Here is a 3,198-nt window from a genome sequence, read left to right as displayed (position 1 = left end):
ATTATACACAAAAAAGGCAATATTTCTCCATAAGTTAACCAAAAATGGGTAGAAATATCACTTTTTTTTGAAAGTAACTTGATTTTTTCATGGCGTTTATCTTAGTAAGGTTTCATTTTGTACTTTCTTAGAATTTTTTCGCGAGGCGGCATATCCGCATTTCAACCGAAATCTGACGATTGTTCGGGATGTCTGCTTTTTAACCATAAAAGCACGGTTGCGGACTTCTCAAATTATGAAAAATGGAGTAGAATAAGGGCGTAGAAAATAGGAGGATACATTTATGGCATTAGTTTCCGCAAAAGAAATGATCGAAAAAGCTCATGAAGGTCATTATGCAGTAGGCGCATTCAACATCAATAACATGGAATGGATTAAATCCATCCTGGCCGCAGCTGAAGAAGCCAAGTCACCAGTCATGTTAGGTGTTTCGGAAGGCGCAGGCAAGTATATGGCTGGATTTAAGAATGTCGTTGCCATGGTTAGAGAAATCCATGACTCGATGGGCATCACCGTACCTGTTGCGCTGCATCTGGATCATGGTTCATTTGAAGGAGCCAAGGCCTGCATTGAAGCGGGATTCACTTCTGTCATGTTTGACGGTTCGCATTATGATTTCGAGGAAAATGTCGCGAAGTCGAAAGAAATTCTGGAACTGGCTCATTCGAAGGGCATTTCCGTTGAATGTGAAGTCGGCGGCATCGGCGGTGAAGAAGACGGCGTTGCCAGCATGGGCGAATTAGCGGATCCGCAGGAATGCGCGAACATCGCGGCGCTGGGCGTTGATTTCCTGGCAGCCGGCATCGGCAACATCCACGGCAAATATCCGGCTGACTGGCAGGGCCTGAACTTTGATCGTCTGGCTGAAATCCAGGCTTCGACCAACGGTAAACCGTTAGTTCTGCACGGCGGCAGCGGTATCCCGGCGGATCAGGTAGCTAAGGCAATCTCCCTGGGCGTTTCCAAGATCAATGTCAATACCGAACTGCAGCTGGTCTTTGCGGCCGCAACCCGGAAATACATTGAAGAAGGCAAAGATCTGGCCGGCAAGGGCTATGATCCGCGCAAACTGCTGAAACCAGGCGCTGATGCGATCACCAAGAAGGTCATCGAAATGATGAACCAGTTTGGTTCCGCTAACAAGGCGTAATCGTTTAAAATCTGATATTCTTGAAAACCGGCGGAGAAATCTGCGGGTTTTCTTTTTTTTCTGATCTCAGACAGCTTATAATAAGAGGGATGAATTGAGAACGAGGAGGTTGCTTATGAGAACGTTGAAGCAAAAAGGGAAGGATATCGTTTGGGTTGTCGCAGGGAACGCGGTGCTGGCGCTGGCTGTCAGTATGTTCATTCTGCCCTATGATATTTTATCCGGTGGCGTCGCGGGCATCGCGGTAGCGCTGCAGCCGTTGATTCCGCTGCCGGTCACGCTGATGGTCAATTTGTTAGTGGTTGGCTTGTTTATCCTCGGCGCCTGTTTCCTGGGGAAAGAATTTGCGATGAAGACAATATTAAGCTCGCTGATCTATCCGGTATTTCTGACCTTTTTCAGCGGCCGGGTGCCGGTGCTGGATCTCGATCCGATCCTGGCTTCTCTGTACGGCGGACTTTTAGGCGGCATGGGTGTCGGAATGGCGTTAAGAACCGGAGCGAGTACCGGCGGCATGGATATTCCGCCGTTGATCGTTCATCAGCTGACGCATATCGAAATCGCCAAGCTGGTGCTGATCACCGATGCGCTGACCGTGCTGCTGGGGGCGTTTACCTATGGCTTGGAAGCGGTGCTGATCGGTTTTGTTTCCGTGTGGGCGTCCTCGGTCGCGATCGACAAGGTGCTGATGTTCGGTGGTCAGCAGGCCAAGGCGATTCAGATTATTTCCGATCAATACGAACAGATCATTGAACGAATTCATTCCGAACTGGAACGCGGGACGACGCTGATCGAAGCACAGGGCGGTTATACGCATGAAAAACGGAAGATTGTTCTGGTCGTCATCACCAAGAATCAATATCCGGCGCTGATGGAAATGGTGACGGCGATCGATAAGGAGGCGTTTGTGATCGCCAACGATACGCATGAGGTCAAGGGCTTCGGCTTCAGCTTTGAATTCAAGGTTTGAGGTTGGATGAAGTCTTTTGAAATCTGTGCTGCAACGACAAGCGGACAATTCAAGATAAACAGTTAAGAAATTTCCGGCTTCACGAAACAAGGCAGAGCGGATTCTGAACAAGATTGTAATGCGGTAGAACAGACTTGAATGAACGGAGGAGCAGAAAGATGCTGAGCCATAATGGATGTCAAAAACTGCGGGAATTTACGGAAAGAAGTTATAAAAAAACAGTAATGGAAGTGACTTCGGGCGTGTGGTTCGTTTTAGGCTATGGCCACAGCAATGCGATTTTTATTGAAGGACAGACCAGTGTGATTTTGATCGATACGCTGGATAGCCGGGAGCGGGGAGATTGTTTAAAATTCTGGATTCAAAAGACGACGGGGAAGCCGGTCAGGACTCTTCTCTATACGCATGGACATCCTGACCACCGGGGCGGAGCCGGAGCCTTTCAGGAGGAAGTCTCGGAAATCATCGCGTTTAAACCGAAAAATCAGGAATTAAAAAGAACAGAAGCGCTGCAGGAAATACAAACAAAGCGGGGAGCACGGCAATTTGGCTATACGCTGAGCGACGAAGAAGCACTTTCGCAGGGGATTGGTCCGCGTGAAGGAATAAATTACGGAGAGCATCGTAGTTTTGTTTCACCGACAACGGTTTATGATCAAGACTGTGTAACCCGCACGATCGATGGGATCGAACTGGAGTTAGTGCGGGTCCCGGGTGAGGCTGAGGATCAGATGCTCGTCTGGCTGCCGCAAAAAGCAGTGCTTTGCTGCGGTGATAACTACTTTGGCTGTTTTCCGAATTTGTATGCGATCCGGGGCGGACAATACCGCGATCTGGCCTCCTGGATTGACAGTCTGGACGTCATCCTTTCCTATCCGGCCCAGATCCTTCTGCCGGGCCATACGGCTGCGGTTTGTGGAAGGGAACGAATCCGGGAAACCGTTGGCAATTTCAGAAATGCGCTCGATTTTCTTCTGATGAAAACGTTAGAAGGAATGAATGAAGGAAAAAGCGCCGATCAGCTGGCCGCGGAAATTCAGCTGCCTGAAGAACTCTCCAAGCTGCCATATCTTGGGGA

Annotated in this window: 3 protein-coding genes; all 3 read left to right on the top strand. The window is 49.0% G+C overall.

The genetic code is table 11. The features are described 5' to 3' along the window. Nucleotides 1-283 precede the first annotated feature (283 nt). Entirely contained in the window at nucleotides 284-1,150 is an 867-nt protein-coding gene (gene fba / locus HOLDEFILI_RS04535; protein ID WP_006058291.1) for a class II fructose-1,6-bisphosphate aldolase, read from the top strand. A 115-nt stretch (nucleotides 1,151-1,265) separates the two neighbouring features. Continuing rightward, on the top strand, nucleotides 1,266-2,120 hold the full coding sequence (locus HOLDEFILI_RS04530) for a YitT family protein (protein WP_006058290.1): 855 nt from the start codon (nucleotides 1,266-1,268) through the stop codon (nucleotides 2,118-2,120). A gap of 158 nt (nucleotides 2,121-2,278) precedes the next feature. Beyond that, a partial coding sequence (locus HOLDEFILI_RS04525) for an alkyl/aryl-sulfatase (RefSeq protein ID WP_006058289.1) occupies nucleotides 2,279-3,198 on the top strand: 920 nt, incomplete at its 3' end.

It is taken from the genome of Holdemania filiformis DSM 12042 (assembly GCF_000157995.1).
Taxonomy (GTDB): domain Bacteria; phylum Bacillota_I; class Bacilli_A; order Erysipelotrichales; family Erysipelotrichaceae; genus Holdemania; species Holdemania filiformis.
Note: the sequence above shows the minus strand (reverse complement) of the source record. Positions and strands in the feature narration are given on the sequence as shown.

Excerpts from the sequence above, each read along its gene's own strand:
- fba (WP_006058291.1), top strand. The coding sequence starts at position 284 with ATGGCATTAGTTTCCGCAAAAGAAATGATCGAAAAAGCTCATGAAGGT.
- HOLDEFILI_RS04530 (WP_006058290.1), top strand. The coding sequence starts at position 1,266 with ATGAGAACGTTGAAGCAAAAAGGGAAGGATATCGTTTGGGTTGTCGCA.